The sequence below is a fragment of the Stenotrophomonas sp. EMP41 genome, from assembly GCF_047495535.1.
Lineage (GTDB): Bacteria > Pseudomonadota > Gammaproteobacteria > Xanthomonadales > Xanthomonadaceae > Stenotrophomonas > Stenotrophomonas sepilia.
The window spans coordinates 3,368,310-3,392,520 of sequence record NZ_CP179923.1 but is presented as its reverse complement, the minus strand read 5'-3'; the positions used below and the strand labels follow the sequence as shown (position 1 = coordinate 3,392,520).

The 24,211-nt window shown below is 67.0% G+C and carries 23 protein-coding genes; 18 read left to right on the top strand and 5 right to left on the bottom strand.

Features of this window, described 5'->3' with window-relative positions; all coding sequences use genetic code 11:
• Nucleotides 1-46 precede the first annotated feature (46 nt).
• The 3 genes from ACMGRF_RS15555 to ACMGRF_RS15545 all read right to left on the bottom strand — a co-directional run bounded on the left by ACMGRF_RS15555 (nucleotide 47) and on the right by ACMGRF_RS15545 (nucleotide 1,371).
• Entirely contained in the window at nucleotides 47-382 is a 336-nt protein-coding gene (locus ACMGRF_RS15555; protein WP_005411085.1) for a hypothetical protein, read from the bottom strand.
• A 75-nt stretch (nucleotides 383-457) separates the two neighbouring features.
• Nucleotides 458-718, bottom strand: a complete 261-nt coding sequence (locus ACMGRF_RS15550) for a hypothetical protein (RefSeq protein WP_262223030.1) — start codon at nucleotides 716-718, stop codon at nucleotides 458-460.
• A 200-nt stretch (nucleotides 719-918) separates the two neighbouring features.
• Nucleotides 919-1,371: a nucleoside deaminase gene (locus tag ACMGRF_RS15545; protein WP_005419409.1), complete on the bottom strand. Its 453-nt coding sequence runs from the start codon at nucleotides 1,369-1,371 to the stop codon at nucleotides 919-921.
• Nucleotides 1,372-1,452: 81 nt separating this feature from the next.
• On the opposite strand from ACMGRF_RS15545, the gene ubiE reads away from it, so the two are divergent.
• The 4 genes from ubiE (at nucleotide 1,453) to ACMGRF_RS15525 (ending at nucleotide 5,805) form a co-directional block, all read left to right on the top strand.
• Nucleotides 1,453-2,214 carry a bifunctional demethylmenaquinone methyltransferase/2-methoxy-6-polyprenyl-1,4-benzoquinol methylase UbiE gene (gene ubiE / locus ACMGRF_RS15540; protein WP_005419407.1) on the top strand — a complete coding sequence of 254 codons (762 nt, stop codon included), beginning with the start codon at nucleotides 1,453-1,455 and terminating at the stop codon, nucleotides 2,212-2,214.
• A 183-nt stretch (nucleotides 2,215-2,397) separates the two neighbouring features.
• Nucleotides 2,398-4,326 (top strand): M1 family metallopeptidase, encoded by a 1,929-nt coding sequence (locus tag ACMGRF_RS15535; RefSeq protein ID WP_180880734.1) that lies wholly within the window; start codon nucleotides 2,398-2,400, stop codon nucleotides 4,324-4,326.
• A 127-nt stretch (nucleotides 4,327-4,453) separates the two neighbouring features.
• Nucleotides 4,454-5,185: a lipoprotein gene (locus ACMGRF_RS15530; protein ID WP_049415538.1), complete on the top strand. Its 732-nt coding sequence runs from the start codon at nucleotides 4,454-4,456 to the stop codon at nucleotides 5,183-5,185.
• Nucleotides 5,173-5,805 carry an HAD family hydrolase gene (locus ACMGRF_RS15525; RefSeq protein WP_049415535.1) on the top strand — a complete coding sequence of 211 codons (633 nt, stop codon included), beginning with the start codon at nucleotides 5,173-5,175 and terminating at the stop codon, nucleotides 5,803-5,805. Before ACMGRF_RS15530 ends, ACMGRF_RS15525 begins: the two co-directional genes overlap by 13 nt.
• A gap of 186 nt (nucleotides 5,806-5,991) precedes the next feature.
• On the opposite strand, the gene ACMGRF_RS15520 is transcribed toward ACMGRF_RS15525, so the two are convergent.
• Nucleotides 5,992-6,930, bottom strand: coding sequence for a carbohydrate kinase family protein (locus ACMGRF_RS15520; protein WP_005411078.1), 939 nt, complete (start codon nucleotides 6,928-6,930; stop codon nucleotides 5,992-5,994).
• 283 nt (nucleotides 6,931-7,213) lie between these two features.
• Between ACMGRF_RS15520 and ACMGRF_RS15515 the strand changes: the two genes are divergently transcribed.
• The 11 genes from ACMGRF_RS15515 to ACMGRF_RS15465 all read left to right on the top strand — a co-directional run bounded on the left by ACMGRF_RS15515 (nucleotide 7,214) and on the right by ACMGRF_RS15465 (nucleotide 20,589).
• Nucleotides 7,214-8,260, top strand: coding sequence for a rod shape-determining protein (locus ACMGRF_RS15515; protein ID WP_005419402.1), 1,047 nt, complete (start codon nucleotides 7,214-7,216; stop codon nucleotides 8,258-8,260).
• A gap of 121 nt (nucleotides 8,261-8,381) precedes the next feature.
• Complete coding sequence (gene mreC / locus ACMGRF_RS15510; protein ID WP_049415533.1) at nucleotides 8,382-9,599, top strand: rod shape-determining protein MreC; 1,218 nt, start codon at nucleotides 8,382-8,384, stop codon at nucleotides 9,597-9,599.
• Complete coding sequence (gene mreD, locus ACMGRF_RS15505) at nucleotides 9,596-10,081, top strand: rod shape-determining protein MreD (protein WP_005419400.1); 486 nt, start codon at nucleotides 9,596-9,598, stop codon at nucleotides 10,079-10,081. Before mreC ends, mreD begins: the two co-directional genes overlap by 4 nt.
• Before the next feature lie 3 nt (nucleotides 10,082-10,084).
• Nucleotides 10,085-12,163: a penicillin-binding protein 2 gene (gene mrdA, locus ACMGRF_RS15500; protein WP_049415531.1), complete on the top strand. Its 2,079-nt coding sequence runs from the start codon at nucleotides 10,085-10,087 to the stop codon at nucleotides 12,161-12,163.
• Nucleotides 12,160-13,272 carry a rod shape-determining protein RodA gene (gene rodA / locus ACMGRF_RS15495; protein WP_014648447.1) on the top strand — a complete coding sequence of 371 codons (1,113 nt, stop codon included), beginning with the start codon at nucleotides 12,160-12,162 and terminating at the stop codon, nucleotides 13,270-13,272. The genes mrdA and rodA (ACMGRF_RS15495) overlap by 4 nt, the downstream gene beginning before the upstream one ends.
• Before the next feature lie 151 nt (nucleotides 13,273-13,423).
• Nucleotides 13,424-14,518 (top strand): rod shape-determining protein RodA, encoded by a 1,095-nt coding sequence (rodA, locus tag ACMGRF_RS15490; protein WP_049415527.1) that lies wholly within the window; start codon nucleotides 13,424-13,426, stop codon nucleotides 14,516-14,518.
• A gap of 207 nt (nucleotides 14,519-14,725) precedes the next feature.
• Complete coding sequence (locus ACMGRF_RS15485) at nucleotides 14,726-15,019, top strand: transposase (RefSeq protein ID WP_006388655.1); 294 nt, start codon at nucleotides 14,726-14,728, stop codon at nucleotides 15,017-15,019.
• A complete protein-coding gene (locus tag ACMGRF_RS15480) occupies nucleotides 15,016-15,876 on the top strand; it encodes an IS3 family transposase (RefSeq protein WP_099485319.1) in 861 nt (286 codons plus the stop codon). Before ACMGRF_RS15485 ends, ACMGRF_RS15480 begins: the two co-directional genes overlap by 4 nt.
• 977 nt (nucleotides 15,877-16,853) lie before the next feature.
• Nucleotides 16,854-17,999, top strand: a complete 1,146-nt coding sequence (gene mltB, locus ACMGRF_RS15475; RefSeq protein WP_058982400.1) for a lytic murein transglycosylase B — start codon at nucleotides 16,854-16,856, stop codon at nucleotides 17,997-17,999.
• Nucleotides 17,996-19,267: a septal ring lytic transglycosylase RlpA family protein gene (locus ACMGRF_RS15470; RefSeq protein ID WP_049410553.1), complete on the top strand. Its 1,272-nt coding sequence runs from the start codon at nucleotides 17,996-17,998 to the stop codon at nucleotides 19,265-19,267. The genes mltB and ACMGRF_RS15470 overlap by 4 nt, the downstream gene beginning before the upstream one ends.
• Nucleotides 19,268-19,368: 101 nt before the next feature.
• Nucleotides 19,369-20,589: a D-alanyl-D-alanine carboxypeptidase family protein gene (locus ACMGRF_RS15465; protein ID WP_049410554.1), complete on the top strand. Its 1,221-nt coding sequence runs from the start codon at nucleotides 19,369-19,371 to the stop codon at nucleotides 20,587-20,589.
• Between the two features lie 169 nt (nucleotides 20,590-20,758).
• Here the strand turns inward: ACMGRF_RS15465 and ACMGRF_RS15460 are convergent, their stop codons facing one another.
• Nucleotides 20,759-21,817 carry a lipid A deacylase LpxR family protein gene (locus tag ACMGRF_RS15460; RefSeq protein ID WP_080352985.1) on the bottom strand — a complete coding sequence of 353 codons (1,059 nt, stop codon included), beginning with the start codon at nucleotides 21,815-21,817 and terminating at the stop codon, nucleotides 20,759-20,761.
• A 350-nt stretch (nucleotides 21,818-22,167) separates the two neighbouring features.
• Here ACMGRF_RS15460 and ACMGRF_RS15455 point away from each other — a divergent pair, with 350 nt between their 5' ends.
• From ACMGRF_RS15455 to lipA, 3 genes are read left to right on the top strand one after another with little or no spacing between them, the layout of a single operon-like run.
• Entirely contained in the window at nucleotides 22,168-22,446 is a 279-nt protein-coding gene (locus ACMGRF_RS15455) for a YbeD family protein (protein ID WP_005411067.1), read from the top strand.
• Entirely contained in the window at nucleotides 22,434-23,144 is a 711-nt protein-coding gene (gene lipB / locus ACMGRF_RS15450) for a lipoyl(octanoyl) transferase LipB (protein ID WP_049437923.1), read from the top strand. The genes ACMGRF_RS15455 and lipB overlap by 13 nt, the downstream gene beginning before the upstream one ends.
• 19 nt (nucleotides 23,145-23,163) lie before the next feature.
• The gene (lipA, locus tag ACMGRF_RS15445) at nucleotides 23,164-24,174 is read left to right on the top strand and encodes a lipoyl synthase (RefSeq protein WP_049410563.1); all 1,011 of its coding nucleotides are present in this window, start codon (nucleotides 23,164-23,166) and stop codon (nucleotides 24,172-24,174) included.
• Nucleotides 24,175-24,211: the final 37 nt, after the last annotated feature.

The following is a 24,211-nucleotide window of genomic DNA, read 5'->3' as shown; positions in this document are numbered from 1 at the left end:
ACGAGGATGATCGGCAGTGACCCGTGCAGGCGCCGTGCAGCGCCGGTCAGGCGCGCATGCGCTGCAGTCGTGGCGCCTGCAGGCTGCGCACCGGGCTGCTCTGGTAGACGTGCTGCCAGCAACGGTCGACGAACTCACGGGCCTGGGCTTCGCTCAGCCGCGGCATGATCTGCAGGGCGTACTGGGTCTGGAACATCTCATCACGTTCGGCCTCGCTGGCGCGCGGCTGGGTGATCAGCGAATCACAGGCGAACTTGATCCACGGCACGTACGAGCCGAACGAGTTGTGCGGCAGTGCGCCTTCGGCATGTTGGCGGCGCCAGTGGTCAAGCTCGGCGTCTACGTTGATGACCGGAGGAATGGTGGGGACTTCAGCGTGCATGACAATCCAGTTCGGTTGAGTGGAAAGGGAGTGGGGGTTCATCGGAGTGTGGCGTATATGGCGGTGCATGCCGCGTCAGCGGAATGTGGAGCCTGTGTTGGCATGGCCGATCAACTGCGCGTGTTCGACCGCACCGAGGTCTTCGGCCAGAGCGGCCATCGCATTGCACAGGCGTTCGTGGTCGAGCGGGTGGCGGCGGACCAGCTCCAGTTGCATGTGCTGATAGGCAGTCCAGAACAGCGCGCCGCGCCGGTGCAGTGCATATTGCTGCTGCAAGCGGTCGCGGATCGGATCGAGGATCGGGTCTGTCGTAGGGCGTACGGCGTGCGCGCACATGGCTGGCTCCGCCGGGGAAAGGGTGCCCCCGGTGACCCCACCGTAGGCGTGTCAGCCCCGTGGGGTGTTACCGCAGCGTGTGCGCGTGACCTGGCTGACTGTGCGCGGGGTCACGCCGATGCCCGCAAAGGCCGCCGGCACAAGGGCGCACCGGCGCTGAAGCGTTCATTAAATGTCTTGCAGAGACGAGTGCGTGTGGCTCATTCGCCGATGTCCTCGTTCCAGATGTCGGGATGACGGCTGATGAAATCGCCCAGCAGGTCCACGCATTCCTGATTGTCGAGGTCGATCACGTTGACGCCGTTTTCGCGCAGCCAGTCGATGCCGCCCTGGAACGTGCGCGATTCGCCCACCACCACGGTGCCGATGTTGAACTGGCGCACCAGGCCCGAGCAGTACCAGCATGGGGCCAGCGTGGTGACCATGATGGTGTCCTGGTAGCGGCGCTGGCGGCCGGCCTTGCGGAAGGCGTCGGTTTCGCCGTGCACCGACGGGTCGCCTTCCTGCACGCGGCGGTTGTGGCCGCAGCCGAGCAGGCGGCCGTCGTTGTGGTACAGCGCCGCGCCGATCGGCACGCCGCCCTCGGCCAGGCCCTGGCGGGCTTCGGCGATGGCGGTCTGCAGCAGGGCCTGGTAGTCGGGCGTGGTGATCATGCGGGGGCTCCGGTCAGTCGTGGCCCACCATGATACGGGCAGGGGGTGCCGCTGGCCCCCGGCGGTGCGATAATCGGGGCCATGAGCGAATCCCCCTACAAAGCCGGTACCACCCATTTCGGGTTCCGCGACGTCGCCGCCAAGGACAAGCAGAAGCTGGTCGGCCAGGTGTTCACCTCGGTCGCGCGCAACTACGACCTGATGAACGACCTGATGAGCCTGGGCGTGCACCGGGCGTGGAAGCGCTACTACGTGGCGACCGCGCAGGTGAAGCCGGGTGACCGCGTGCTCGATCTGGCCGGCGGCACCGGCGACATCGCCGCCCTGCTGAAGGAGCGCGTCGGCGCCGAGGGCTCGGTGGTGCTGGGCGACATCAACGCCGGCATGCTGTCGGTCGGTCGTGACCGCCTGACCAACCGCGGCCTGGTGCTTGGCCTGGACTACGTGCAGTGCAACGCCGAAGCCCTGCCGTTCCCGGACAACAGCTTCGACCTGGTCACCATTGCCTTCGGCCTGCGCAACGTGACCGACAAGGACGCCGGCCTGCGCGAGATGTACCGCGTGCTGAAGGTGGGCGGCCAGGCCCGCGTGCTGGAGTTCTCCGAAGTCACTGCGGACTGGTTCAAGCCGATCTACGACTTCCACTCGTTCAAGATCCTGCCCAGGCTGGGCAAGTTGTTCGCCAACGATTCGGACAGCTACCAGTACCTGGCCGAGAGCATCCGCAAGCATCCGCCGCAGGACGAACTGAAGGCGATGATGGGGCAGGCCGGCTTCGAGCGCTGCCACTACAAGAACCTGACCGGCGGCATCGTTTCGATCCACTCCGGCTACAAGCTGTAAGCCCGGTGTTCCGGTAGTGCCGGCCGCTAGCCGGCATCCCCGTGCCCGGTCATCGTCCGTGCGGATGCCGGCCAGCGGCCGGCACGACCGGTGCTGTGGGCCGCCATTACCCCGCACCGCGCAACGCCTGCCGGGCCCGAGGGAGGTACCATTGGGGTTTGATCCCCGTAACGGTCCCGATTCATGCGTAATCCGCTGATGCTCCTTCCGCTGGCCGTGGCCCTGGCCGCCGGCTGCTCCCAGGAGGCGGCCGCGCCCGCCGCCGCCCCGACTGCCGCAAAGGCCCCCGCCGCCCCCGTGAACGCCGAGAACCGCAGCCACGACGAAAGCTCGTACGCCGAGCCGGACAAGGTCGTCATCAAGGACATCGCACTGGATCTGAAGCTGGACTTCGACCAGAAGCAGATCGGCGGCACCGCCACCTACACCCTGGAATGGAAGCAGAAGGACGCCAGGCAGCTGGTGCTCGACACCCGCGAGCTGGCCGTGTCCAAGGTCGAGGCCGTCGCCGCCGATGGCGCACGCAGCCCGCTGAAGTTCGAGCTGGCCCCGGCCGACAAGGTGTTCGGCAGCAAGCTGACCATCGAGGCTGCGGAGCAGCCGGCCAAGGTGGAAGTGACCTACCACACCGCACCGACCGCCTCGGGCCTGCAGTGGCTGGCGCCGTCGATGACCGAGGGCAAGAAGCTGCCCTTCATGTTCAGCCAGTCGCAGGCCATCCATGCCCGTTCCTGGGTGCCGCTGCAGGACACCCCGAGCGTGCGCTTCACCTACAGCGCGCACGTGGTCTCGCGCCCGGACGTGATGGTGCTGATGAGCGCCGACAACGATCCGAAGGCCGCGCGTGATGGTGACTACACCTTCAAGATGCCGCAGCCGATTCCGTCCTACCTGCTGGCCATCGCCGCCGGTGACCTGGTGTTCGAGCCGATCTCCGGCCGCTCCGGCGTCTGGGCCGAGCCGACCATGGTCAACAAGGCCGCCAAGGAATTCGAAGACACCGAGAAGATGATCGGTGCCGCCGAGAAGCTCTACGGCGAATACCGCTGGGGCCGCTACGACATGCTGGTGCTGCCGCCGTCGTTCCCGTTCGGCGGCATGGAGAACCCGCGCCTGACCTTCGCCACCCCGACCGTGATCGTCGGCGACAAGTCGCTGGTCTCGCTGGTCGCCCATGAACTGGCGCACAGCTGGTCGGGCAACCTGGTGACCAACGCCAGCTGGAAGGACATCTGGCTCAATGAAGGCTTCACCACCTACGTCCAGGGCCGCATCACCGAAGCCCTGTACGGCAAGGAGATGGCCGAGATGGAGAAGCAGATCGACCAGACCGACCTGCTGGCCGAAGTGAAGGACATGAGCCCGGCCGACCAGGCGCTGGCGCTGCCGCCGCTGAACGAGCGCGACCCCGACGAAGCGCTCAGCCAGGTCGCCTACGTCAAGGGTGCATGGTTCCTGGAGTTCCTGGAACAGCGCTTCGGCCGCGAGACCTTCGATCCGTTCCTGCGGGGCTGGTTCGATGACCACGCCTTCCAGAGCGCGAACACCGACCAGTTCGTCGACTACATGAAGAAGAACCTGCTGCCGAAGAATCCGTCGGCCGTGACCGAGGCCGAACTGAAGGCGTGGCTGGACGAGCCGGGTATCCCGGCGTTCGCGGCCAAGGCGCAGTCGCGCAACTTCAGCAGCGTCGATACCGCACGTATTGCCTTCGCCAGCGCCGGCACCGTGCCCAGCAGCCAGGTCATCGCCGACTGGAGCACGCAGGAATGGGTGCGCTTCATCGACGGCCTGGGTGCGACCCAGCCGCTGGACAAGCTGGCCACGCTGGACAAGGCGTTCCACTTCACTGGCACCCCGAATGGCGAGATCGCCATGCGCTGGTACCCGCTGGCGATCCGCAGCGGCTACGAGCAGGCCAATGAAGGTGCTGCCGCGTTCATCGAGCGCGTCGGCCGCCGCAAGCTGATCCTGCCGATCTACGCCGAACTGGTGAAGACCCCGAAGGGGCTGGAGCTGGCCAAGCAGGCCTTTGAAAAGGCCAAGCCGGGCTACCACCCGATCACCACCGCCTCGGTGCAGGACATGCTGGCCAAGGCTGAAGCCAAGTAAGCGGTAGTGCCGGCCGCTGGCCGGCAACCGGTCACTGCTTCACCACCAACGGCGGGGAAACCCGCCGTTGGTGTATCCGCTTTTCGCTGCCGATAGAATCGGGATGCACTCGCAAAGGACCTCCGCCATGAAACGACTGATCCTGCTTACTGCCTGCACCCTGGCGCTGGCCGCCTGCAGCAACCCCGAGGAAGAACGCAAGGCGCAGGAAGCCGCCGCGGCCGCCGTGCAGGCGCAGAAGGAGGCCAAGGCCGAGGACGTGGCCAAGCAGTACGACATGGCCGTGGCCGCGCAGGACTGGGAACGCGCGCGCCTGCATGGCGCCTCGCTGCTGGACCAGTACAAGGACACCGCCGCCGCCGAGCGTATCGCCGCGGGCTTCGACGAGGTCAAGGCCAAGGGCGATGCCGCGCGCGACCTGCGCCGCATGCAGGCGCTGTGGCAGTACAACCAGATCCCGGTGGGCAACAAGGGCAACCAGGTTTCGGCGCAGATCTACAGCAAGGAACGGGTGGACGTGGATGGCAGCGGTGCCAAGCCGGTGCAGCTGGTGTTCCGCGATCACCCGGAGTGGAAGCGGCACGCTTACCTGGTGCTGCAGGCCGGTGATTTCCGCTGCCCGCAGTGCACGGTGAAAGTGACCGTGGACGACGGCAAGCCGGTGTCGATGGCCGCCTGGCGCCCGAAGACCGATGAGGCCATCGCCCTGTTCATCACCGACCAGAAGGCACTGTGGAAGCTGGCGCGCAAGGGCAGGTCGATCAGCATCGAGTTCCCGGTCAAGGCCGGCGGCACCCGCACGGCGGTGTTCGAAACCGGCGGCGTCGACGCCAGCCGCATGCCGCAGTGGTGGCAGTGACGGGTGCGGCGGGCAGCGCGGTGCACGCGTTGTCCGCGATCCGGCACTGGGTGTTCGACATGGACGGCACGCTGACCGTCGCCGTGCATGATTTCGCCGCAATCCGCCGCGCGCTGCAGATCGCCGCCGAGGAAGACATCCTCGACCATATCGCGGCGTTGCCCGACGCACCGGCGCAGGCCAAGCGTGAGTGGTTGCTGGATCACGAACGCGCGCTGGCCGAGGACGCGCTGCCCGCGCCGGGTGCGGTGAAGCTGCTGCGCGCGCTGGCGGCGGCTGGCTGCCGGCTGGGCATCCTGACCCGCAATGATCATGCGCTGGCGAAGCTGACGCTGGAGGCGATCGGGGTCGGGGCGTTGTTCGACGATGCCGACATCATTGGTCGCGATGAAGCGGTGCCCAAGCCCTCGCCGGATGGCCTGCAGCAGCATCTGCGGCGATGGGGCATCGGGCCTGCGCAGGCGGTGATGGTGGGTGACCACGCCTACGACCTGGAGTGCGGCCGTGCCGCGGGCGCCCATACCGTACTGGTCAACCTGCCGGAAAACCCGTGGCCGGGCCGCGCCGACTGGCATTTCGCCGATTGCCGCACCTTGCTGGCGGCCTGGCAGGGCGGCTGATGATGTAGAGCCGAGCCCACGCTCGGCTGCACTCCGGTCAGATCGCGCTGGCGCGCGCAAGCCGAGCACGGCTCGGCTCTACAGAGAGCAGGCCACGTGTCGGTCGGAGGTTCCGGTAGTGCCGGCCGCGGGCCGGCAGTGTCGACCAAGGTCGACACCACCGATCAGATGCGCGGGCAGTTCGGTTTACGCGCCCAGCGCGTAACCGAACTGCTGCTTGAACTGCTCGTTGAACTCGTCGAAGGTGAAGCGCTGGTTCTGCGTGCCCGGATGCTCGACCTTCAGCGCGCCCATCAGGTTGCCCATGCGGCCGATGGTCAGCCAGTCGTAGCCCTTCTGGATGCCGTAGATCAGGCCGGCGCGGAAGGCGTCGCCACAGCCGGTCGGGTCGACCACGCGGCGCTCGTGCGCCGGCGGGATGTCGTAGCTCTTTTCCGGGGTGTGGATGACCGCGCCCTTCGGGCCGCGGGTGGTGATGTAGGCCTTGACCCGGCTGACGATCTCCTTTTCGTCCCAGCCGGTGCGTTCCTGCAGCAGGTTCGACTCGTAGTCGTTGACCACCACGTAGTCGGCCTGGTCGATGAAGGCGCGCAGTTCCGGGCCGTTGAACAGCGGCATGGCCTGGCCCGGGTCGAAGATGAACGGGATGCCGTCCTCGTGGAATTCCTGCGCGTTCTGGATCATGCCTTCGCGGCCGTCCGGGCCGACCAGGCCCAGGGTCACGCCCGGCACGCCACGCACGTGGTTCTCGTAGGAACGCATCATCGCGCCCGGGTGGAAGGCGGTGATCTGATTGTTGTCGTGATCGGTGGTGATGAACGCCTGCGGGGTGAACAGCTCATCGATCACGCGCACGCGCGACAGATCGATGCCCAGGCCTTCGAAGTATTCGCGGTACGGGCCGAAGTCCGAACCCACGGTGCCCATCGGGATCGGCTGGCCGCCCAGCAGGTGCAGGTTGTAGGCGATGTTGCCGGCGCAGCCGCCGAACTCGCGGCGCATGCGCGGCACCAGGAAGGACACGTTCAGGATGTGCACCTTGTCCGGCAGGATGTGATTCTTGAACTGGTCCGGGAACACCATGATGGTGTCGAAGGCAAGAGAACCACAGATCAGAGCGGACATCGATGTAAGCCTATGCGGTGAATTTTGGGGTGGGCCGGCCCGGTTCAGCGGGCAAGCAAACGGCGCCCTTGGGCGCCCGACGGCGCAAAGGTTACCCGCTGGTGCCGCTCAGGGCCAGAACCGGGTGAGACCCGATCAGGCCGAAAGCCTGTGAAGACGCGGGTTCAGCTAGTTTTTTCCTTGCTCGGCGGCAGGCGGGTTGCTAGGCTTGTCGGCCTCGATTTCTGCCCATTTTTTCGCCATCCCGCGGCGGGCACGACACCCCTCAGGACTCCTTCCTCAGATGTTCAAGAAACTCCGTGGCATGTTCTCCAACGACCTGTCCATCGACCTGGGCACGGCCAACACCCTCATCTACGTGCGCGGGCAGGGGATCGTGCTGAACGAGCCGTCGGTCGTGGCCGTGCGCCAGGACCGTGCCATCGGTGGCACCCGCTCGGTGGCAGCCGTCGGCGCCGAAGCCAAGCAGATGCTGGGCCGTACCCCGGGCCACATCACCACCATCCGCCCGATGAAGGACGGCGTCATCGCCGACTTCACCTATACCGAGGCGATGCTCAAGCACTTCATCAAGAAGGTGCACAAGTCGCGCGTGCTGCGCCCGAGCCCGCGCGTCCTGGTCTGCGTGCCGGCCGGCTCGACCCAGGTCGAGCGCCGCGCGATCAAGGAATCGGCCGAGGAAGCCGGTGCCCGTGACGTGTTCCTGATCGAAGAACCGATGGCCGCCGCGATCGGCGCCGGCATGCCGGTCACCGAAGCCCGTGGCTCGATGGTCATCGACATCGGCGGTGGCACCACCGAAGTGGCGGTCATCTCGCTCAACGGCATCGTCTATTCGGCCTCGGTCCGCATCGGCGGCGACCGCTTCGACGAGTCCATCACCAACTACGTGCGCCGCAACCACGGCATGCTGATCGGTGAAGCCACCGCCGAGCGCATCAAGGTCGAGCTGGGCTGCGCCTACCCGCAGGCGGAAGTGATCGAGATGGAAATCTCCGGCCGCAACCTCGCCGAGGGCGTGCCGAAGATGATCAAGATCAGCTCCAACGAAGTGCTCGAGGCCCTGCACGAACCGCTGTCGGGCATCGTCAGCGCGGTCAAGCTGGCGCTGGAGCAGACCCCGCCGGAACTGTGCGCCGACGTCGCCGAGCGCGGCATCGTGCTGACCGGTGGTGGCGCCCTGCTGCGCGACCTGGACCGCCTGATCTCCGAGGAGACCGGCCTGCACGTGCAGGTGGCCGACGATCCGCTGACCTGCGTGGCGCGCGGTGGCGGTCGTGCGCTGGAGCTGGTGGACATGCACGGCAACGAGTTCTTTGCGCCGGAATAAGCCGTCCCGGCCGTTCCTGCCCGCCGCGCCCTTCCGGGGTGCGGCCCGCCGTGATGGCGGGCCGGCACCGGCGGGGCGCCCGCGTGTTTCCCTTCCGCCTTCTGCCAGTTGAATCGTTGCCGTGCCGCCCTACGCCGGTCCTCCCGTCGCCTCCCGATCCGGTGATGCCGCCAGCCCCCTGCGGTTGCTGGCCTATCTCGCGTTGGCCATCACCCTGATCGTGCTCGATGACCAGGCCGGCTGGTTGGCACGCCTGCGCGAGCAGGCCAACAGCCTGGTACAGCCGGTGTGGGCACTGGCTGGCTTGCCCGGCAAGCTCGGCAACCAGGTCAAGGATTCCGCCGCCAGCCATACCCAGCTGGTCACCGAAAACCGTGAACTGCGCAACCAGCTGCTGCTGGCCAATGCGCGCCTGACCCGCCTGCAGACCGCCGCGCTGGACAACGCCCAGCTGCGCGAACTGCTGAACGTGGCCGAGCGCAGTGGCCTGGACGTGCAGCTGGCGCCGATCCTGGACATCGACCTGGACCCGGTGAAGCAGCGCCTGGTGCTCGACGCAGGCAGCCGCGAGGGCGTGCACGTCGGCCAGGCGGTAATCGACGCCGGCGGCTTGATGGGGCAGGTGATCAGCGTCACCGGCGGCACCTCCACCGTGCTGCTGCTGACCGATCCCGACCACGCGGTGCCGGTCACCGTGGCCCGCAACGGCGTGCGCCTGATCGTCTATGGCCGCGGCGACACGCTGGAACTGCGCGACATCCCGCTCAGCGCCGGCGTGGAAGTGGGCGATGAGATCGTCACCTCCGGCCTCGGCGGGCGCTTCCCGGCCGGCTTCCCGGTCGGCACCATCACCGGCCTGCGCCCGGACGACACCCATGCCTTCCTGGTCGGCGAACTGAAGCCGGCGGCCCAGCTCGACCGCGGCCGCGACGTGCTGCTGCTGCGCCCGGGCGCGGCGATCCGCATTCCGCCGGAACTGCGCCTGCAGCTGGAAGAAACCGCCCCGGGGGGGCCGGCCACCGGCGCCAGCGTGCCTGCGGGAGCCGCGCCAGCGGCAACGACGCCGGCTCCGGCCAGCGCCCCGGTAGTGCCCGCCGCTGGCCGGCAACAGCCCTCGTCGCAAACGAGGACTGTTGCCCCCGCATCCTCCCTTAACCCCGCGCCGTTGGCGCGCCCCCTTGAGCCGTCTGCACCTTCGGCACAACCGCCCCGCGCATCCTCCCTTACCCCCGCGCCTTCGGCGCCCCCCCCTCAACAAGAGGGGGGCTCTCCCCCAGCTGGATCCACGGTAGTGCCGGCCGCTGGCCGGCAACCGACCGCGCCGGAGGCGCAGCGATGAGCCGCCTGCGCGACAACCCGTGGGTGCTGCCGGCCAGCCTGGTGGTGGCGCTGCTGCTGGGCCTGCTGCCATTGCCGGCGCTGCTGCAGCCGCTGCGCCCGTACTGGTTGGCGCTGGTACTGGCGTACTGGGTCATCGAAGCGCCCGAGCGCGTCGGCCTGGGCATCGCCTTCGCCAGCGGCGTGGTCGCCGACCTGCTGTACGGCGGTGTCCTCGGCGAACAGGCGCTGCGGCTGGTGATGCTGGCCTTCATCCTGCAGCGCTTCCGCGCCCGCATCCGCTTCTTCCCGATGTCCCAGCAGATGCTGGCCATCGGCGGCCTGCTGTTCAACGACCGCATCGTCAGCGCGCTGGTCCACATCGTGGTGGATGAGCCGACCCTGCCGTGGTCGTACTGGTGGGCGCCGCTGCTGGGCATGGGCCTGTGGCCGCTGGTGTTCGTGCTGCTGGACGCGGTGCGCTTCGGCAAGCGCGGGCGCTGAGCCATGATTCCGCGCCGCCAGGTCAAGAATCCGCACGCCGAAGCCGAGCAGTTCCGCCGTCGCGCGGCGCTGGGTTTCCTGGGCGTGCTGGTCTGCCTGCTGGGCCTGGGCGGCTGGTACTTCAAGCTGCAGGTGCTGGACCACGACGTCTACGCCACGCGCTCGGAAGCCAACCGCATCAAGCCGCGGCCGGTGGTGCCGGGGCGCGGCATGATCTACGACCGCAACGGTCGCCTGCTGGCCGAAAACGTGCCGGCTTTCCGCCTGGACGTGACCCCGGACAAGGTCAGGGACATGGATGCCACCCTGGAAGGGCTGGCGAAGATCATCAGCATCAGCCCGGAAGAGCTGGAAGCATTCAACAGGTCGCGCAAGGCGCGCCGCAAGTTCCTGCCGGTCACGCTGAAGCTGCGCATGAGCGACGAGGAGATGGCGCGCTTTGCCGTCGACCGCTGGCGCTTCCCCGGTGTCGAGCTCGAACCCTACCTGACCCGGCGTTACCCGTACGGCGACCTGTTCGCGCACATCATCGGCTACGTCGGCCGCGTTGATGACAAGGACCTGGAGATCCTCGGCGAAGGCAATGCCGCGCTGACCCACATCGGCAAGTCCGGCCTGGAGCGCTATTACGAGCAGCAGCTGCGCGGCAAGGTCGGCTACGAGCAGGTCGAGACCAACGTGCAGGGTCGCGCGATCCGCACCATCGGCCGCGTCGCCGCGCAGTCCGGCGCCGACCTGCGGCTGTCGATCGACGCTGACCTGCAGCGCGCGATGGTGGCCGCGTTTGGCGACCAGGAAGGTTCGGCGGTGGCGATGGATCCGCGCACTGGCGAAGTGCTGGCGATGGTCAGCCTGCCGTCCTACGACCCCAACCTGTTCGTCAACGGCATTTCCCATGCCGACTTCAAGGCCTTGAACGAAAACCCGTCGCGGCCACAGTTCAATCGCCTGGTGCTCGGTGGCGTCGCTCCCGGTTCCACCCTGAAGCCGCTGATCGGCCTGGCGGGACTGGACTCCGGCGTGCGCCGCCCGGAAGACAAGGTGCTGTCCACCGGCATGTTCTACCTGCCGGGCACCTCGCGCGGCTGGGGTGACGCCCACCGTGGCGGTCACGGCTGGACTGATCTGCGCAAGTCCATCGCCGAGTCGGTCAACACCTATTACTACAAGCTGGCGCTGGACCTGGGCATCGAGCGCTTCGACCATTACATGGAGTACTACGGCTTCGGCCAGCCGACCGGCATCGACCTCACCGGCGAGATCGGCGGCATCCTGCCGTCGCCGGCCTACAAACGGAAGACCCGCAAGGAAGCCTGGTATCCCGGCGATACGGTCAACATCAGCATCGGCCAGGGTGACTGGAAGGTCACCCCGCTGCAGCTGGCGCGCGGCGTCAGCGGCCTGGCCGACGGCCAGCTGCGCACCCCGCACCTGGTGATCCAGCAGCGCGACGGCTTCGACAGCGACTGGACGGCGACGCCGCCCGGCGAGAGCAAGCCGGTCAGCCCCAATCCCAACAACGTGCAGGCCGTGCGCGAGGGCATGATGGCAACCATGCGGCCTGGCGGAAGCGGCTGGCGCGTGGCCGTCGGTGCGCCGTACGTGATGGCCGGCAAGACCGGTACCGCGCAGGTCATCAGCCGCAAGGGCACCGCCGCCGTGAATCCGAAGAGCCTGCCGATGCATCTGCGTCACCGCGCACTGTTCGTCGGCTTTGCGCCGGCGGACAACCCGGTCATCGCGATTGCGGTGGCAGTGGAAGGTGGTGGCTATGGTGGTTCGGCCGCGGCGCCGATCGCACGCAAGGTGTTCGACGCTTACCTGCTGGGCAAGTTGCCCGAAGGCATGCAGCCGCTGGACAGCGAGCGCGGCACCACCGCCATCGGCGCCACCGCGTTCGACAACGAAGACGCGGGCGCACGCCAGGCCGGTGACCTCGCCGCTGCACAGGTGGGAGAGCATCCGGTGCTGATCGGTGCACCCGCACCCGCACCGGAGCCGGCGCCTGCGCCGCAGCCGGGTGCGCCCGCCGCCGCGCTGCCAGCCACGCCGCGCCCGGCCCCTGCGGAGCCCGCACGATGAGAGTGTTCCTGCGCTGGGCCGGCGACATGCTGCGCCGCTTTTTCAGCACGCTGGACTGGGTGCTGTGCCTGGCCCTGGGCACGCTGATGGTGATTGGCCTGGCGACCCTGAAGAGCGCTGGTGGCGACAGCCTGGTGATGGCGCAGGGCGCGCGTTTCGCGGTGGGCATGGCCGCACTGTGGGGCATCTCGCGGGTGCCGATCCTGCGCATCCGCTCGGCCACGCCGATGATCTACGCGATCTCGATGATCCCGCTGCTGGCGGTGTTCGTGCTGGGCACCGGTAAATATGGCCGGCAGTGGCTGGACCTGAAGTTCTTCTACCTGCAGCCGGCCGAGCTGCTGAAGGTGAGCCTGCCGATGATGGTGGCGTGGTACCTGCACAAGATGCCGCTGCCGCCGCGCTTCAATACCGTGCTCGTGGCCTTGGTCATCATCGGCGTACCCACCGGCCTGGTGATGCTGCAGCCGGACTTCGGTACCGGCGTGCTGATCGCCGCCAGCGGCGTGTTCGTGCTGCTGCTGGCGGGCCTGCCGTGGTGGTGGGTTGGGCTGGGCGTGGGCGGCGTGGCTGCGGTCGCGCCGGTGGCCTGGTTCTGGTTGCTGCGGCCGTACCAGAAGGACCGCATCATGATGTTCCTGGACCCGGAGATGGACGCGCTTGGCGCCGGCTGGAACATCATCCAGTCGAAGATCGCGATCGGTTCCGGCGGCTTCGATGGCAAGGGCTGGGGCGAAGGCTCGCAGTCGCACCTGAACTTCATTCCCGAGCAGACCACCGACTTCGCGTTCTCGGTACTGAGCGAGGAGTTCGGCTGGATCGGCGTGGCCACCGTGCTGGCGCTGTACCTGGTGGTGATCGGGCGTTGCCTGTGGATCGCCAGCCAGTCACGCGATTCCTATTCGCGCCTGCTGGCTGGTGCCACCGGCCTGGCGTTCTTTGTCTACGTGCTGGTGAATGGCGGGATGATTTCCGGCCTGCTGCCGGTGGTAGGCGTGCCGATGCCGCTGATCAGCTACGGTGGTACTTCGGCGGTGTCGCTGCTGGCCGGTTTCGGCCTGGTGATGGCGGTGCGCAGCCACAACCCGGTGCACGGGGGGTACGGGTAGCATCGGCTGCGCGCTTCTGTAGAGTCGAGATCCTATGTTCGCGGTCAAGCCTGCTGGAAGCAGGCTTGACCCACCTTCAGCATGGCTCGACTCTACAAACGCAGAACCACAATGACAGCTTCACGCAAGCACCCGTTGCTACCGTGCCCGCGTGGAATGGAAACGACTGCTTGGCGGCTGCCGTGAGGCGCTGCGCACGATCGATCTGCCGTTGCTGGGCGCGTTGTTGATCCTGATGGGCGCCGGCCTGGCGGTGCTGCACAGCGTGTCCGGCCCGGTGGCCGGGCAGGCGGCACGCTTTGCCGGTGGGCTGTTGGCGATGTGGCTGCTGTCGCGTGTTTCGCTGCTGCGATTGCGTGCGTGGACCCCTGCGATCTACGCGCTGTCGATGCTGCCGCTGATGGCGGTGTACGTCATCGGCACCGGCAAGTACGGGCAGCGCTGGCTGAACCTCGGCGTGTTCTACCTGCAGCCGTCCGAGCTGCTCAAGCTCAGCCTGCCGCTGATGATGGCGTGGTACCTGCATCGGCAACCACTGCCGCCCTCGCCGCGCACGGTATTGACTGCCGGGCTGCTGATCGGCGTGCCGGCGGTATTGATCCTCATGCAGCCCAACCTCGGCACCGCCACGCTGGTTACTGCCAGTGGCGTGTTCGCGTTGTTGCTGGGTGGCCTGCACTGGGGCTGGTTGGCGACCGGGGTGGCAGGGCTGGCAGTGGCTGCACCGCTGGCGTGGTTCGGCTTGCTGCGGCAATACCAGAAGGATCGTGTGCTGACCTTCCTCGACCCGGCGGCCGACCCGCTTGGTACCGGCTGGAACATCCTGCAATCGCGCATCGCGATCGGCTCCGGGGGGTGGCAGGGACGCGGCTGGGGGCAGGGCACGCAGGCCACGCTGGATTTCCTGCCCGAGTACACCACCGACTTTGCGTTCTCGGTGCTGGCCGAAGAGTTTGGCTGGATCGGCGTGGTGACGCTGTTCGCGCTGTACCTGTTCGTGGTGGGGCGTTGCCTGTGGATTGCGGTGCACGCGCGCGACACGCACGCGCGATTGCTGGCCGGTAGCCTGGGGCTGGCGTTCTTCGTCTACGTGCTGGTGAACGGCGGAATGATTTCCGGCCTGCTGCCGGTGGTGGGCATTCCGATGCCGCTGATCAGTTATGGCGGGACATCCGCTGTCTCGTTGCTGGCCGGCGTCGGGTTGGTGATGGCGGTACGCGGGCACCGGCCCGTGCACGGGGGATAGGGCTTCCAGCCAACGGCGCAGCCCCTCGTGGGTGGAATGGGTCGCTGAAAGCCGGATTGCTGAGGGCTGGCCGGGTGGGTGGGCAGTACGGGGACGCCGTGAACCCATCCATGGGGGCTTGGCCGCGGCATCCATGCCGCGGACTGATCTGGCCCCCCGTCAGCGGACGCCAAGAAGCGATACTTTGATCGCACTTGGAGGCCCCTTATGTCCCGTATCACCCGTCGTAGCTACACCGATGAGTTCAAGCACCAAGCCGTGGAGCTGGCCGAGTCGCTCGGGCCGGCCGCAGCGGCCCGTCAGCTGGAGATGTCGGTCAAGACGCTGGCAAATTGGCTTGACGCGGTCCGTGCTGGCCGGTCGTTGACCTCTGAGGCTCGCAGGCCAGCCACCGACCTGGAAAGCGAGATCAGCCGCCTTCGGGCCGAGAACGCCAATCTGAAGATGGAGCGGGAAATCCTAAAAAAAGCGGCGGCGTTCTTTGCCAGAGAGTCCAAGTGAGGTACGCCTTCGTCGCCAGTCAAAGGACTCACTACCCGACCAGGTTGTTGTGTCGGGTTCTTGGGGTTTCTGTCTCTGGATTCCATGACTACCTGCGCCGGCAGTGTGCCCAAACGTGCGATGTCGATTCGGCCCTCCGTACCGAGCTTCGGGCCATTCATGTGACCAGCAAGCGCAGTTATGGGCGACGTCGGCTGGTCAGGGCTTTACGAGCCAGGAATCATCCAGTCGGCCACAAGCGCGTGGCACGGTTAATGGCCGAGGAGCGAATCCAGGGCAAGACCAAAGGCCGATTCCGACCCCAATCCTCTGGCGGCTCATCTCAGCTCGCTCCCAACCTGCTGGATCGGCAATTTGCCCCCGGAACCGGACCGACGGCGTGGGTCGGGGATATCACGTATGTCCCCACCCGCCAGGGATGGCTGCATCTGGCCGTGGTCATCAGCGTCCAGACCCGGCAGGTGCTGGGCTACAGCGTTTCCAAGCGTCTGACTGAAGAGCTGGTGGTGAAAGCATTTGCCAATGCTTGGGCTCTGCATCCACAACGACCCGGCCTGATCTTCCATTCAGATCGTGGTGGGCAGTACTGGGGAAACGAGTTTCGCCAGCTGCTGCAGTCCCATGGCGTGGTCCAAAGCATGAGCCGGCCTGGCAATTGCTGGGACAACGCAGTGGCCGAGAGCTTCTTTGCGACGTTCAAGACAGAAGAGGCTGCCGAGCCTTACGCCAGTAGGGAACAAGCCAGCCAGTCCATCGCTGCTTACATCCACGGCTTCTATAATCCAGCCCGGCTACACTCGGCGCTGGGCTACCACTCGCCTAACAACTATGCCCGGCAGCTCCGGGCTGCCGCCTGAAACGGCTTCATGGCGTCCGTTTTCAGGGGGCCAGATCAGACACCCCGCACTGCCCACCCACCCGGCCGCTGGCAGATTCCGTGTTCGTCCACCCACGGAAAGAAAAAGAAGATCAAAAGCAAACGCAGCTTGGCCGCCCGCTTCATTGCTTCCTGTAAAGCCGAAGGCAGCGGCAGGAGCCGCTGCCAACGTCACCCATGGCGACGGCGCGAAGGGTGACGGTCAGGACGACCGGCATAGCCATGCTCGGATCACGAGCAAGCGCAGCGCCGCGATCCGCTTTTGAACTTCTCTTTCTTCTCCGTGGGTGGCAGACCTCCGAAATCTGTCAGAGGACGGTCGGGTTGGGTACGCGGGGGTGTCTGATCAGTCAGCCGCATGGATGCGGCTGCCAAGCCTCCATGGACGGATTCACGGCGTCCCCCGCGTACCCAACCCGACCGGCCCACCCGCGGCTTCTGCTTTCCGCGACCACCCAGACACCACCCACGAGGGGCTGCGCCGTTGGCTGGAAACTCTCTGATGTTGCGCAATGCCTGTTGTGGAAGCGTTCTCACCACAATGCGACGCAACACGCTCCCGGACGAAAGTCCGAAAAAAACGTTAGCTGGTTCACATTTTTACACCGCGTTGATCTTGATCAATGGACTTGTCGTAATCGGCCTGCACAATGGCGGCCCGTTCGGCACGGCGCGCCGTCAATCGATGCAGCGCGAGGGGGCGTCGGGCGGGAGCAGTACTGATCCAACGGGTACAGGGAGCGCGGGGAACTGTCACTGGGGAGCGGCAGCCGCGCAGGTACCGACCGGATCCGGTCGCCGGTTGCGTCTGCGGGGATGGGGACGCAACCGGCCACCTCTATCTGAATGGGGAAGCCCGATCACGACGTCTTCACATTTCTCGCTGAACGCGGGCAAATCGTTGTGATTCATGGTGTTAGGGGTTTTAATTCATCCATGACCTGCTAACCTGCGACGATGATTCGACGCACTCTGGCCTGCATGCTCACCCTCGGCCTGGTCGCCTGCGCGACCCAGCCGAAGTCCCCACCGTCTTCGCCCCAGGCCAGCAGTACGCCGCGCCAGCCCGCCACCAAGGCCCACGGCCCGGCCGAGGCCGCGCCCGAAGCGGCCGCTGCTACAGCGCCGCCGGTCGATCTCACCCCGGTGCCGTTCGAGGTCGCACGGGCCCGCTTTGTTGCCGATACGGCCAAGCGCTATGGGCTGAAGCCGGAGCAGATCAGCAGCGTGCTCGACCAGGCGCAGGTGCGCCAGCCGATCATCGCTGCCATGTCGCGCCCGGCCGAACGGGTCAAACCGTGGAACGAATACCGGCCGATGTTCATCAGCAAGGCACGCATCGATGGCGGCCGCGCGTTCCTGGCCCAGCATCGTGCCGAACTGGATCGCGTGCAGCAGCGCACCGGCGTGCCGGCCGAAGTGATCGTGGCGATCATCGGCGTGGAGACCAGTTACGGGAAAAATGCCGGCAACCACCGCGTGCTCGATGCGCTGTACACGCTGGCGTTCTACTACCCGCGCAGTGGCGACCCGGCCAAGCTGGAACGCGAAGTGCGCCGCGAGCTGTTCTTCCGCGACGAACTGGCAAAGCTGTTCGAGCTGGGCCGCGAGGAGAAGCTGGACATCACCACGCTCAAGGGCAGCTATGCCGGTGCGATGGGCATGGGCCAGTTCATGCCGTCCAGCTACCTGGATTACGCCGTGGACGGCAATGGCGATGGCCGTCGTGACCTGTTCACCAGCTATGACGATGTGTTCTCCTCCATCGCCAATTATTTCGTGAAGAAGGGCGGCTGGGTCCGGGGTGGCCAGGTGGCCGTACCGGCCACGCTGGCGCCGGGGCGCGAGGAGTTCAACCCGACCGAATGGATGCCGACCTGGTCGCTGGCCGACCTGGCCGAGCGCGGCTACCAGCCCAGCGCACCGGTGCAGCCGGGCGCCACGGCCACGCCGATCACGCTGGAAGGCAGCACGGGCAAGCAGTACTGGCTGGGCTTCCAGAACTACTACGCGATCACCCGCTACAACCTCTCGAAGATGTACGCGATGGCCGTGTTCCAGTTGTCGCAGGCCATCGCCGGACAGGAGCTGCCCCCGGCATGAACATCAGATGGCTGGTCCCGAGCTTGATCGTCTTCGCGCTGGCCGCCTGCAGCAGCGCGCCGAAGAAGCCGGCCACGGCCGGCCACGGTGGCAAGCCCAGCGGCACGGTGGTGCAGGGCCGCGGCGCGCGCCCGGCACATTGCCCCGAGGGCTCGCCGTATGCGGCGGCCAAGGAAGACCCGAACACGCGCGGCAACTACACCGCCGGCGGCCTGTACAAACCCGGCGTGCGTGACAGCACCCCGGACTACATTCCCAACGTCGCCTGCATTCCCGAGCCGGAAGTGACCGCCGAAGAGCGTTCGGCGATCGGCAACAAATCGCCCTACGTGGTGCTGGGCAAGTCGTACAAGGTGCTCGACGACACCCGCAACTATGTCGAGCGCGGTACGGCGTCGTACTACGGCGCCAAGTTCCACGGCCGCCTGACCTCCAACCGCGAGGTCTACGACATGTACCAGTTCACCGCCGCACACAAGACACTGCCGCTGCCCAGCTTCGCCCGTGTCACCAACCTGGACAACGGCGAATCGGTCATCGTGCGCGTCAACGACCGTGGCCCGTTCCATGACGGCCGCGTGGTCGATCTCAGTTATGCCGCCGCAGTGCGCCTGGGCATCACCCAGCGCGGCACCGGCAACGTGGAAGTGCGTGCGCTGCAGCCGGGCGAGAGCAACCTGCTGGCGCAGAAGCCGTCGCGCCGCGAGCGCCGTGCCGCCGAAACCGCGGTCGCGGTGGCCGGCGCGCGCCCGGTACCGGCCACGCGTGCCACCGCCGACAGCGACATCGATCGCCTGGTCAAGCGCCTGCCGGCCGACGCCATGCCTGCGCGTGGCCAGCCGGCCACCACCCAGGGCGTGGCCAGCGCCGTGCCGGACGTGGCGGTCAGCAGCCTGCCGCCGAGCGCACCGCCGGTGCGCAGCACCCCTGCGGCACCGGTTGTCGTCGCCAGCGCCGCGCCGCGCGCGGTCGCGCCGGCAGCAGTGCGTACGGTGCCCGCCACCGCAGCAGCCCCCAGCCTGTCGCAGCAGGTGGTGGGCGCGGTGATGGTGCAGGTCGCCAGCTTCTCCAGCCGCGACAATGCCAACCGCGCAATGGGCCAGCTCAACGCCGCCGGCATCGTCGGCGCGACCATCAGCGACATCGCCGCCGGTGGCCGCACCCTGTTCCGCCTGCGCGTTCCCGCCAGCGACCATGCCAGTGCCGCGGAACTTGTCGGCCGCATTGCCGGTCTGGGCCTGGGTTCGCCGCAGATCGTCAAGGATTGACCCGCCCGGGCCGGTGCTGCCGGCCCATGCTGCCCCGGCCTTACAATGGCCACTACGTTCCACCCTCCATTCCTGGCCGTCCCCCTGGAGCCTGCTGTCCAATGAATTTCCGTTCCGCCGCCACCGCCCTGGCCGCCACCCTGGTGGTGGGCCTGGCTTCCGCCCAGACCCCGCTGCCGACCCCGGCCACGCCGGCGCCCGCCGCTGCCGCTGCCGCCCCGGCCACCGTTGCCACCCCGCCGGCGCCGGTGCCGAGCGTATCCAAGGCCTGGGTGCTGATGGACTACGCTACCGGCCAGGTGCTGGCTGGCGAGAACATCCACGAGCAGCTCGCGCCGGCCAGCATCACCAAGGTGATGACGTCCTACGTGGTTGCCGCCGAGGTCAAGAACGGCAAGGTCCGTGCGGATGACCAGGTGATGATGAGCGAGCGCGCCTGGCGCGAAGGCGGCGCCGGCACCGATGGCAGCTACAGCGGCTTCCCGGTCAACCAGACCGCACGCCTGGAAGACATGGAAAAGGGCATGGCGATCCAGTCCGGCAATGACGCCGCGATCGCCCTGGCCGAGCACGTGGCCGGCAGCGAAGAAGCCTTTGCGTCGCTGATGAACAGCTACGCCGCCAAGATCGGCATGAAGAACTCCCACTTTGTCAACGCCCACGGCCTGACTGCCGAAGGCCACCACAGCACTGCCTACGACCTGGCGCTGCTGGGCCGCGCGATGGTGCGTGATTACCCGGAAACCTACGCGTACAACAAGATCAAGGAATTCCAGGTCGGCAATATCAAGCAGCCGAACCGCAACCTGCTGTTGTGGCGCGACGGCAGCGTGGACGGCATCAAGACCGGCCACACCTCCGAAGCCGGTTACTGCCTGATGAGTTCGGCGCAGCGCGGCGACCAGCGCCTGATCGCCGTGGTATTGGGCGGTGCGTCGGAAAAGCAGCGTGCCGATGACAGCCTGGCCCTGCTGAACTGGGGCTTCCGCTTCTTCGAGACCCACCGCCTGTACGAGCCGGGCAAGGCCGTGGCCGAGCACAAGGTCTGGAAGGGCACCACCGACAAGGTGCAGCTGGGCGTGGCCCAGCCGATGCTGGTGAGCGTGCCGCGCGGCCGCTACAACGACCTGAAGCCGAGCATCGACGTGCCCAAGACCCTGGAGGCGCCGTTCACTGCAGGCCAGCAGATCGGCACCGTGAAGGTCACGCTGGATGGCAAGGTCATCGCCGAGGCGCCGCTGGTCGCTGTGGCCGCCGTCGAGCAGGCTGGCTTCTTCAAGCGCCTGTGGGACAGCTTCTGGATGTGGTGGGAATCGGAATGATCCACGCCCCGGCGTGGTGAACGAAAAGGCCGGCGAATGCCGGCCTTTTCGTTTCGGGATGCCGGTTCCGTGCGGATGCGGGTAGTGCCGGCCGCTGGCCGGCTCCGCTTGAACCCATCCGGATGTGCCAACAGCCGGCCAGCGGCCGGCACTACCCTCAGCCCCTCGCTTACAGCGACCGGCTGATGGTGAAGCTGCCGAACACCGGCGCCTCGCGCTGGCCGTTGAACTCGCGCGTGCTGTGGTAGCGCGCGGCGGCGAACTTCCAGCGGCCGTACATCACCGCCACGCCGTACCCGCCGTAGGCCACCACATGGCGCTTGTCCACGCTGTGACTGTTGCGGAAGGTGTTGCCATCCAGCGTGATGTCGCGGATCACCCAGGCAGCGTCCGAGGTCGCGAACAGGTGCCAGGACCACCCACTGGGGCGGCCGCGGCGGCTCGGCGCGGTGTTCTCGCCGGCCGGGCGCAGCGGCGTGCTGCCGAAGTCGTCCGGCAGCTTCCAGCCGAAGCGCACTTCACCGCCGAAATTGGCCTTGGTTTCCAGGTTGCCGATCGACCCGCCGTAGTGGCTGATCGCGTCCCAACCCCAACCGTCGGCATTGACGCTGGCATCGCCCGGCCAGCGGCGCATGCGCTCATGGGTCAGCATGAACAGTGGTTCGTTGTGCAGCTGGTTGTCCCAACCCTTGAATTTTTCGTCGCCCAGCACTTCGTGCACGGCATCCTGCACCTGCTTGCCCTGTGCCCACGGGCCGACCACGCCCAGTGTCAGCTGGGTGGTCTGCAGGCGGTCGCCGCTGCGCGCATTGAAACCGAAGTTCGCGATCAGCACGCCGGCGTAAGGGCGGTCGTCCTCGATCAGGTCCCTGCGGCTGAAATCGGTCGGGGTGAAGATCCCCTGGCCGATGCTGAAGATCATGTTCTGCTGTTCGAACTTGCCCGGATGCAGCCCTTCCAGGTACCGGTTCACCCAGCGCGCCATGCGCGGCAGGCAGGGGTCGTCGGTGTAATCGACCAGATTGGGGGAGACCAGGGTCAACAGCGCACCGTTGGTATAGCCCTGATCCTGGTGGCGGCCGCCGAACAGGTCGTTGTCGACGCGGAAATTGACCTGCGGCGGGTGGTCGCGCATGGCGTCCGGGCCACACTGTTCGGCCGCCTGGGCGGCAAGGGGGAGGGCAGAGGCCAGCAGGCCGGCGAGCCCGAGGGCTGCGACACTACGCATGGATGGAATGCTCATGGGGAAGGGGGCGGTTTTCAGTCGTTTTCTGCAACGCTACGGTACTCGTGCCCGCGCGTCGGAACGAGCACGTCCAGATCACTTGTCTGTTCCGAAAACGACATTGTCCGGCGGGCACAATTTGCTACCCGCGCACGCGCCGCAGGCCTGGCGTGAAGGCGGTCGCGGGCCGCCCGTACGATATTCGCGTGGGTGACGGTAGGAAATTGCAGTCAGCTGCCGTTGGGCCTCAGGCCCGTCCCTTTGGGCCGCCTGCAACGCAGCAGACCGCCGGTGCCGCCCTGGCGTTGATGAATACTCTTGGGTTTGTTGCCCTGCGGCCCGATAATGGGGCCATGGAAATCAAGTCCGACAACCCCGACCACGGCTTCCAGTTCCCCGGCCAGTTCGAGCTCAGCGCCATGGGCCCGGCCAACCGCGGCCTGGAGCATGAGCTTCCCCGCCTGTTGCTGGCCGCCGGCATCGATGTGGTGAACGAACGCATCAGCTGGAAGCACTCCTCCAACGGCAAGTACGTGTCCGTCCGCATCGTGTTCAAGGCCGAGAGCCGCGAACAGTACGACCTGGCGCACCAGGCGCTGCGTGACCACCCGGAAGTGAAGTGGACGCTGTAGCCGACACCTGCCCGGCCGAAGCCGCCCCGGAGAACCGTGCGCCGCGTCCGGCGCTGGTCCGTGACCTCGGCCGCCAGCCCTATGAACCGGTGTGGCGCGCCATGCAGCGCTTCACCGACCAGCGCAGCGACGCCGATGCCGACGAGCTGTGGGTGGTCGAACACGATCCGGTGTTCACCCTGGGCCAGGCCGGCAAGGACGAGCATGTGCTGGCGCCGGGCGACATCCCCGTGCTGCACGTGGACCGCGGCGGCCAGGTGACCTATCACGGTCCCGGCCAGATCGTGATCTATCCGTTGCTGCGCCTGCCACGGCTGGGCATCGGTGTGCGCGACTACGTGTGCCGCATCGAGCAGGCGCTCATCGATACCCTGGCCGAGTGGAACATCGGCGCCGAACGCCGCGAGGGCGCCCCGGGCGTCTACGTCGGTGGTGCCAAGATCGCCGCACTCGGCATCCGCGTGCGCCGCGGCTGCACCTTCCATGGGCTGGCCTTCAACGTGGCCATGGACCTGGAACCCTTCCACCGCATCAATCCCTGCGGCTATCAGGGGTTGCAGGTGACCTCGGTGCTGGACTTGGGCGGCCCCTCCGGGATGGAGGCCGTCAAGCCGGTGCTGCTGGACCACCTGGCCCGCCAGTTCGGCCTGCTGCTGCAGCACACGCCCGAACTGCCCGATCTTTCTGCGGCCGCCTGACCGCCCCCCCGGAACTGCCATGACTGAAACCACCGCCCGTTCCATTCCCCTGCAGATCGTGCAGGGCGATTCTCCGTCCGCCGCGCCGTTGCAGGCCGGGGTCAAGCAGCTGGGCGGTGACAAGATCAACCGTTCGCCGGTGCAGTTCGCCGATGCGCCGGTACTGCGCAAGCCGTCCTGGATCCGCGTGCGCATTCCTTCGGGCAATGCCGTGCAGAACCTGAAGGCCAAGCTGCGCGAGAACCGCCTGGTGACGGTATGCGAGGAAGCCAGCTGCCCGAACATCCACGAATGCTTCGGCCATGGCACCGCCACCTTCATGATCCTCGGTGAGGTCTGCACCCGGCGCTGCTCGTTCTGCGACGTGGCCCATGGCCGCCCGAAGCCGCCGGATGCCAACGAGCCGGCCAGCCTCGGCCAGACCGTGGCCGACATGGGCCTGAAGTACGTGGTGGTGACCAGCGTCGACCGCGATGACCTGCGCGACGGTGGTGCCCAGCACTTCGTTGACTGCATCACCGCCATCCGCGAGAAGTCGCCGGGTACCCGCATCGAAGTGCTGACCCCGGACTTCCGCGGCAAGGGCCGCATGGAGCGTGCGCTGGAGATCCTGGCGCAGAACCCGCCGGATGTGTTCAACCACAACATCGAGACCGTGCCGGACCTGTACCGCAACGTGCGCCCGGGTGCGGACTACCAGTGGTCGCTGAACCTGCTGAAGAACTTCAAGGCGCAGCACCCGGACGTGCCGACCAAGAGCGGCATCATGCTGGGCCTGGGCGAGGACTTCGAACAGATCAAGGCCACGATGCGTGACCTGCGCGCGCACGACGTGGACATGATCACCATCGGCCAGTACCTGCAGCCGACCGCGCACCACCACCCGGTGCTGAAGTACTGGACCCCCGAGGACTACAAGGCGCTGGAAGACTACGGTTACGAGCTGGGCTTCAGCCATGTGGCGTCCGGCCCGATGGTGCGCTCGTCGTACCACGCAGACGTGCAGGCCAAGGGCGCCGGCGTCCGGTAAGCGGTTGCCGCCGGGCCATGGCCCGGCGCTGCCAATG

Coding starts and splice junctions, on each gene's coding strand:
- ACMGRF_RS15555 (WP_005411085.1), bottom strand. CDS start 382: ATGCACGCTGAAGTCCCCACCATTCCTCCGGTCATCAACGTAGACGCC.
- ACMGRF_RS15550 (WP_262223030.1), bottom strand. CDS start 718: ATGTGCGCGCACGCCGTACGCCCTACGACAGACCCGATCCTCGATCCG.
- ACMGRF_RS15545 (WP_005419409.1), bottom strand. CDS start 1,371: ATGATCACCACGCCCGACTACCAGGCCCTGCTGCAGACCGCCATCGCC.
- ubiE (WP_005419407.1), top strand. CDS start 1,453: ATGAGCGAATCCCCCTACAAAGCCGGTACCACCCATTTCGGGTTCCGC.
- ACMGRF_RS15535 (WP_180880734.1), top strand. CDS start 2,398: ATGCGTAATCCGCTGATGCTCCTTCCGCTGGCCGTGGCCCTGGCCGCC.
- ACMGRF_RS15530 (WP_049415538.1), top strand. CDS start 4,454: ATGAAACGACTGATCCTGCTTACTGCCTGCACCCTGGCGCTGGCCGCC.
- ACMGRF_RS15520 (WP_005411078.1), bottom strand. CDS start 6,930: ATGTCCGCTCTGATCTGTGGTTCTCTTGCCTTCGACACCATCATGGTG.
- ACMGRF_RS15515 (WP_005419402.1), top strand. CDS start 7,214: ATGTTCAAGAAACTCCGTGGCATGTTCTCCAACGACCTGTCCATCGAC.
- mreD (WP_005419400.1), top strand. CDS start 9,596: ATGAGCCGCCTGCGCGACAACCCGTGGGTGCTGCCGGCCAGCCTGGTG.
- mrdA (WP_049415531.1), top strand. CDS start 10,085: ATGATTCCGCGCCGCCAGGTCAAGAATCCGCACGCCGAAGCCGAGCAG.
- rodA (WP_014648447.1), top strand. CDS start 12,160: ATGAGAGTGTTCCTGCGCTGGGCCGGCGACATGCTGCGCCGCTTTTTC.
- ACMGRF_RS15485 (WP_006388655.1), top strand. CDS start 14,726: ATGTCCCGTATCACCCGTCGTAGCTACACCGATGAGTTCAAGCACCAA.
- mltB (WP_058982400.1), top strand. CDS start 16,854: ATGATTCGACGCACTCTGGCCTGCATGCTCACCCTCGGCCTGGTCGCC.
- ACMGRF_RS15470 (WP_049410553.1), top strand. CDS start 17,996: ATGAACATCAGATGGCTGGTCCCGAGCTTGATCGTCTTCGCGCTGGCC.
- ACMGRF_RS15465 (WP_049410554.1), top strand. CDS start 19,369: ATGAATTTCCGTTCCGCCGCCACCGCCCTGGCCGCCACCCTGGTGGTG.
- ACMGRF_RS15460 (WP_080352985.1), bottom strand. CDS start 21,817: ATGCGTAGTGTCGCAGCCCTCGGGCTCGCCGGCCTGCTGGCCTCTGCC.
- ACMGRF_RS15455 (WP_005411067.1), top strand. CDS start 22,168: ATGGAAATCAAGTCCGACAACCCCGACCACGGCTTCCAGTTCCCCGGC.
- lipA (WP_049410563.1), top strand. CDS start 23,164: ATGACTGAAACCACCGCCCGTTCCATTCCCCTGCAGATCGTGCAGGGC.